This is a genomic window from Providencia sp. PROV182 (genome assembly GCF_028480325.1).
Taxonomy (GTDB): domain Bacteria; phylum Pseudomonadota; class Gammaproteobacteria; order Enterobacterales; family Enterobacteriaceae; genus Providencia; species Providencia hangzhouensis.
In genome coordinates this window covers 1-6142 of the sequence record NZ_JAMPOL010000035.1, presented here as the reverse complement: position 1 = coordinate 6142, position 6142 = coordinate 1, and the positions used below count along the sequence as shown (strand labels likewise).

At 36.4% G+C, this 6142-nt stretch carries 6 protein-coding genes; all 6 read right to left on the bottom strand.

The window, feature by feature from the left end; all coding sequences use genetic code 11:
* Window positions 1–282 precede the first annotated feature (282 nt).
* Window positions 283–942, bottom strand: a complete 660-nt coding sequence (locus PR834_RS20275; protein ID WP_044111716.1) for an HAD-IA family hydrolase — start codon at window positions 940–942, stop codon at window positions 283–285.
* 109 nt (window positions 943–1051) lie between these two features.
* Complete coding sequence (locus tag PR834_RS20270; protein ID WP_044111719.1) at window positions 1052–2080, bottom strand: MerR family transcriptional regulator; 1029 nt, start codon at window positions 2078–2080, stop codon at window positions 1052–1054.
* Between the two features lie 333 nt (window positions 2081–2413).
* Complete coding sequence (locus PR834_RS20265; RefSeq protein WP_044111721.1) at window positions 2414–2842, bottom strand: hypothetical protein; 429 nt, start codon at window positions 2840–2842, stop codon at window positions 2414–2416.
* A gap of 2 nt (window positions 2843–2844) precedes the next feature.
* Window positions 2845–3543, bottom strand: a complete 699-nt coding sequence (locus PR834_RS20260; protein ID WP_044111722.1) for a replication initiation protein — start codon at window positions 3541–3543, stop codon at window positions 2845–2847.
* A 1150-nt stretch (window positions 3544–4693) separates the two neighbouring features.
* Window positions 4694–4951 (bottom strand): HigA family addiction module antitoxin, encoded by a 258-nt coding sequence (locus PR834_RS20255; RefSeq protein WP_064506217.1) that lies wholly within the window; start codon window positions 4949–4951, stop codon window positions 4694–4696.
* Between the two features lie 422 nt (window positions 4952–5373).
* Window positions 5374–5829 (bottom strand): GFA family protein, encoded by a 456-nt coding sequence (locus PR834_RS20250; protein WP_228677541.1) that lies wholly within the window; start codon window positions 5827–5829, stop codon window positions 5374–5376.
* Between the last annotated feature and the right edge of the window lie 313 nt (window positions 5830–6142).

Below are 6142 nucleotides of genomic sequence, written 5' to 3'. Positions count from 1 at the left end.
CCGATCTCCAAACTGACCCCCAATAGTGTAGGCTTAAATTCCATTGCTTTTTTCTTAGTTGGATGAATCCTAATCTTTAGTTTTTCACCTATGTTTAACTTTCCTTCAACTTTACGGATAAAGGGATTCCAACTCTCATACGATTTAAAGTCAGTCAGTACCTGCCAAACTTATTCCGGTGTCGCATTAATATCAATATGTGTAGTTATCTTTAAAGAAAGCATAATTTACCTCTGGTATCTAGAATGGCGATTCTCTGCTTATAAGCTTAATTTAGTAGGGTTATTTTTTGCTGACAGTAATCCTCTTTATGGCAGACACATTTTCAAATATCTCATCAGGTGACAGTTTCTTTAAAAGTTTTTCTGAACTGTAACCCCATAAAACTGCACCGAAAGCAATTCCTACCGTTCTAGCTGCTTCATAATCGGTAATCTGATCACCAATATAGATAGTTTCTGATGGTTTAAAGTCTGCTTTTTTTAAAAGCTGCTTTAACCTAGATGCTTTTCCAAAAAAAGATGCACCGCATTCAAAGTAACTAAAGTATCGGCAGCTTGAACCAAGAACACTGGTCACATTTTCGTATCCATTTGAAGAAACTAATCCTACTGTAATTCCATGTTCATTAAGGTGTGCAAGCATTTCATCTGTATGATCAAATAGAGGAATCTTTGAAGAATTTACCTTCATAAGTTTTATAAAACTCTGAGTAATCGCAGGTAGTTTCCATACTGGTATCCCAAGATTTTTCATTATCTCTCGGGAAGATATTTCCCTAAAAGATTCAACCTCATCTAAATAAATCTTCTTGAAAGAATGCATGTCAGCTAGATGATTTATAGTTGAAACAAAGAAAGGAAAGGAATCTGCTAAGGTTCCATCAAAATCGAAAATAACCAACTTATATACTCTAGTTGGATAAGTTTGTGAGAATACCATTTACTCTACTTACTCCATATAAAATATTTTAAAATCATAAATTTAATGACCACCCCAAATTATGGGGTAGCCATACTACTTTGATTATTTGAATAGAGGTAAGCATGTACTAAGCACAACGCATTAAAGCTGATACTGCTTTTTCTAAAAATTGCAAAGTGGTAGGTTTGAGCCAGGTTCCCTCGGCAAGACTTGGTTCATTTTGCATGGCATTGCGAATCTTCGCATGTGTCGCCGGATTTTTGCCTGCGTAACCTTGCAACATGGAGAGCCATTGCTGTGCTAAACATTTTGCTTGTTCACTGTCAGGTTCAATCCCAGCATGAATGGCCTTCTCCAATCCGATCAATAACTGGGGCCAATTTTTCATCTCACGTGCATAATTTTGCTTCATAAAAGCAAATTCCTGCTCGGATAAATAACGTGCAAAAACGTTCAGCTTACTCTCGGCAAATGCTTCAAGTAGAAACTCAACCACTTCCGGATGCACACCCAATTTTTCCTGAAATGCCGATTCAGCTGAATGCATGCTATTCAATTTAACCAACCATTCAGGATTAGCAGCCGTATTCTGTTCGAGAGTCAGCATCCAGCGTGAAGCCAGGTTTTGGGCAGTTTCACTACTAGAAGATTCTCCGGCCTTAAAGAGTGCATTCGCTTCGACGACAAGCGCTTCCCATTCTTTTTGTTGTTTACTGTCTGCCTGTAAAAAAGTCAGATCTGCAAGTTCCTCTTTTGTAAAATATTGTTCGTACATAGACATAAGCTCCAGTGTTTTTAGCCAATTGTCCAGTTCCAGCTCTTCACCATTCATCAGTTGATTTTTGAGACTGCTCAAACGATAGCGCAGTTGAGTCTGCTTAATGATCATCTGATCGATTGCCTGAATCTGCCGATCAATTAATGGGGCGAGTGCCAAGTTTGGACTATTAAGAACCGCGCCAATTTCTGCCAATGTCATTCCAAGCCCTCGCAATGCCTGAATTTGGTATAAGCGAGTAATATCTTGACGGCTGTAAAGCCGGTAACCGGCGTCGGAGCGGGCCGAAGGCTGAAGTAAACCGATATCATCATAGTGATGAAGGGTGCGAATAGTTAACCCTGTCCGCTTAGCCAGTTCACCGACTTGTAATAACATCTTTTGACTCCTTTATTCCTTAGGCGTGTCTTATGCTAGAGGCTAACGTTACGTTAGGGTCAAGTATCTAAGCTATAAAAAATATTTATGGCAAATAATTTACATTTCTAATGTTTTATTTATTTAGGTAGTAGAATTTTTTATATTCCAAAAATTTCGACTCCATTTAACATAATGATGCTTAAGCGTAACGCCATTTAGGCACTCAACCTAAAATTCCCCTCAAATGCTCAAAACTCCCTATCTTCTCCCCGTAAAAAGCCCCATTTTTGTGTTAGTTATTTGTTATCAAAAGGACAGTTTGGGTTTCGCGGTGAAAATGGTATCAAACGGCTATTTTTTCCAGAATTGCCATGATTTTTTGGCGGGCACAGGTCTAGCTTGTTCGGGTGTTGTCGGCAGCTTGGATTCGATTAATAGCATAGCTTGACGTATATCATCTAAATTTTTTGAAAGTAACTCTTTTTCAGCTTTTAAGTGTGCATTTTCTTGTTCAAGAAGTTGAAGTTTAATCTGTAGTGACTGTGTAGTGTTGGGTGTTTCTTGCTGTAGTTTTGATACATTAGTGACACCGTCACAGTCTGTAGTTGGAGAATTGCTTATTTTACCAAATACTCTAATTAACTCAGATGTTTCAATGCTTTTATTTCCTGTATTTTGATCTGTAGTCGTAGACAGTTTCCCTTGTTTTATGTACTTGTGTAGTGTGCTTCTTGCTTTTCCTGTCAGCCTTGCCGCTTCACTGATTGATACCAAAGCCATAATCAATCCTCTAACATCATTTTTATTTGTTGATCTTCTTTGAAGTGAAAGTGTAGCGCAAAAACACTCCTGCCTTTTTTTACTGTATCAACTGTTACAGATAGATTGCTTTTTTGGTTTAACTCTTTTATTGCTGGTTTTATTACCCATTGATTCAGTGATTTGAAGGTGGCGTATTTTTTTTCGTCCAAACCTAGCATCGAGCGAAAATCATTAATGCTGATCAATCGATCGCCAATCACTTTAAATTGCATTAATAACTCATATAAACGAATGCTATAGACACTTTTTAGTGTTGATACATTTTTGATCACAATTTTAGTAAATTGACCTTGAAGCTGAGTTAAGTAGGGCATTATGGAATCAGCAAAAACAATTTCTATTTTTCCCTCACCCTCAAAATATTCTGCTTCTTCTTGGATCCAGCGAATACGTCGTCTTTCATTATTGTTTTGTATATATATCCAACGTTCAGCGAGCTTATCTATAGCTTCTTTTAAATGTCGTTCTGCATTACTTTTTCCCATATCAGGAAATGCTAGATAGAAATCGCCAGATGTAATTTTGAATGTTTTTTGAGGAGTTTTATCCAGAGGGTTTAACTTTCCAATACACATCAATAGCAAGCGCTGTTCCTGTAAAGTTAGTTTGTAACTAGCTTCAATCAAAGCATTGGATTTATATGCTATTAGCTCAGACATGTCGCTTCCTACTTAATGGGATAGGCAAAAAAGTAGTCTATCCCTAAATTAAAGGCAAGTCTTTTATTTTTTCTATGCCTAATTTGTGAGTATTACCGTAAATTTCTATGCCTATTACCGTAAATTTCTATACCTATTACCGTAAATTTCTATGCCTATTACCGTAAATTTCTATGCCTATATGTGTTTTAATTCTTATTAATCAAAGAAATAAATAACCGTAAAACAAGAATTAAAAACAAAAAACAATTAAAAAAGAAAACCACTGTGGATAACTCAGAAAAATCTGTCAGATACATCACGTTTTTCGGTAATTAAAAGGATGTCGCAAACAACGTTTGCTCCTTTTTTTAAAAAAAAACCTAAAGCACCTCTATAGCTCCATCGCCTTGTTCGAGCAACACACCACACCTTTCTTTTGTCTCCGACCATCCAGCTACTGAGTCGCTGTTTTTTCCGTGTAATTTAATTCGCTACGCTCACAGCTCATCCAGTTCGTGATGGTTTAAACGCTCTGTAGTGGGTTTTAAGCAAAAGTAATCACAAAACTAAATTACCCTTAGCCACGATGTTTAAATTAAACAGAGAGCATTACAGAAACATTTACGGGGGAGGGGGGGGAGTGAACTACTTGATAACAATTACGCATATTGTCGCGTATGTAATTAAAATTTCTTTTGTGACCATCTAAAAACTAGTTATCAGACTCTAAAAGTATTTAGTACTCGCCAATTTTTGTTTCTTGCAAACACACACCATACGCAAAATGGAATTTTGATAGTATTTATTTGATAAATATTAAGTTTATTTTTAATTGTTATGGCTATGTAAACATAGAACTGATGCATTTCTGCATCATTCTGATGACGAATTGATGCAGGATATAAAATGTTGAAACTTTATATATCCTATGGGTAAGTATGAAATAAATGGTTGCACATCATATGTGATATAGAGCGTTAAACTGTAACTACTGTTCTCACGCATCAAACTGATGCGCTGCTGATGCATCAATGCATCAACTTTTTCGTGTAAACCTATGTCAATTGATGTTCAAAATTAATAACTGTGCTTATTTTAAGTTTAAATTTTGGCTGAATATGACCAGATATTAAAATACAAAAAATAGAATTTGATGGGTTAAATATCTTCAAAAAAATTCGTTTTCAATAGAGGAGCGTTTATAATAATTTTTTTGAATATTTAACCAAAATGATGAACTGCTACCGAGAGTCATTGATAGACGTTTCGCAATTGGTAATGTAATGATTAGATTACCATTAACGAGCTGTTCAGTTTCAAATACATTCATTTCTAACTTTTCAGCTAAAATATCAATGCTTAGGTTCAGTTCATTCAAAGTTTCAGTGATTAATTCACCTACGTGAGGTGGTTTGTACATTCTCATCTATTGTAACCTTCTATCGATTTTTAAAGAGATATAGCCTCTATTTATCACGAAAATCAAATGTGTGTATCGTTAACTCTTCTGCTTATTTTAAATAGTACTACCGTCCTCGTTTTACTCGGTTGGTAAAATCGTTGAACACCACAAAACAAGTTTGTGCTTTTCAACGATTTCAGGTCAGTTTTTCAGCCAACTCTGACGATGTTAAAAATACACTTAACGGCAACAAAAACCGTTATAAACTTTCAGGATAGATTTGGATGTTATGGGGTGTGTTTGGTGCTTAAAATCAGGTTGAGGCGTTTTGATGGTGTTAAAAAGGCTGCTTTGAGGTGTAAACTCGCCCGTTTAACATAATGGGCCAGTCACGCATCAAAGCTTCAAGAGCTAGTAAAAACGCGCATCTAAGGCGTACTCACTTCTTACTCAAAATTAGCCTGTACAACATTCAACATGAGCAATAAATCGAACAGGCTATTTACCGCACTCTTATTACTATTCGCTGAGCGTACACAATCCCACATCATCGAATCATCGGTGCAAAAATCACCACAGCAGTCAGCGGAAATATCATCATCAAGCAATCCAAGTGGTAGCCATACAAAGGGCTGATCTCTCAAAGCGTTTGGAACTGTCGAACCACATGAATTACAAAAGTCATTTCGATATCCACTTTCCTTTTTCCACGAGGAAATGAAACTACTCGAAGTTTGCCAATCAAAATCTTCAATTTTCACTATGGTGGCTAAATTATGACCAACTCCAGATTGCCTTCGGCATAGTGAACAGTGACATCTATAAAATTTCTCGGGCTGATTTTTTATCGTAAATTTCACTGAGCCACACAAACATGAACCACTAATCAAAGGAATCACCATAAAAATAAAAAAGTGTATTTACTACTATAATACCATCTGTTACGCAGTTCCTGAAAGGTGTCAATGATGCTGATATAGGGGTCAGTTTGGATATAGAAAATTATTGTACGGTAAGCCTGTTTTTTGAACAGGCTTCACCTATCTCAATGAGGTGTACTTCTGCGCTATACGGCGTTTTCCGTGGATTTTGTCTAATCGGATAACCTAAATGCGATACGGAATACGCGCTAATTTAAAAGCGATAGCCACTAGCACTAAATCAATCCCTTACGGGTTGATTTGGTTAAATAGTGCGCTAAACGTACAAGATTTT